The sequence below is a fragment of the Pseudomonas juntendi genome, assembly GCF_009932375.1.
In the GTDB taxonomy this organism is placed as follows: domain Bacteria; phylum Pseudomonadota; class Gammaproteobacteria; order Pseudomonadales; family Pseudomonadaceae; genus Aquipseudomonas; species Aquipseudomonas juntendi.
This window is the reverse complement of record NZ_BLJG01000466.1, coordinates 1-320: the sequence shown is the minus strand read 5'-3', so window position 1 is coordinate 320 and position 320 is coordinate 1. Positions and strand designations below refer to the sequence as shown.

Below are 320 nucleotides of genomic sequence, written 5' to 3'. Positions count from 1 at the left end.
CTGACCATATTGCTGGCCACCAGCATCTGGGTGTTCTATGCGCTGAGCCAGAAGCAGTTGTTGACGGTGTGGCATTCGCAGCAGGTCATGATGGTGATCTACCTCAGTTGCGCCGCGCTGCTCACGCCTTGGGTGCACCCGCTGCAGGCGTTGCAACTGACCCCGGTGCAGGGCTGGCTGTTGCTGGCGTGCTGCCTGAATACCCTGGTGGCTTATGGCGCGTTCGCCGAAGCGCTGGCGCACTGGGAGGCATCACGGGTGAGTGCCACGCTGGCACTGACGCCGCTGGTGACTTTTGTTGCAGTGGCGCTGGCGGCGCT

At 63.1% G+C, this 320-nt stretch carries 1 protein-coding gene; it reads left to right on the top strand.

Features of this window, described 5'->3' with window-relative positions; genetic code table 11:
- Window positions 1–320, top strand: a 320-nt coding sequence (locus GYA94_RS26760) for an EamA family transporter (protein WP_161893464.1), incomplete at both ends; no start/stop codon positions are given.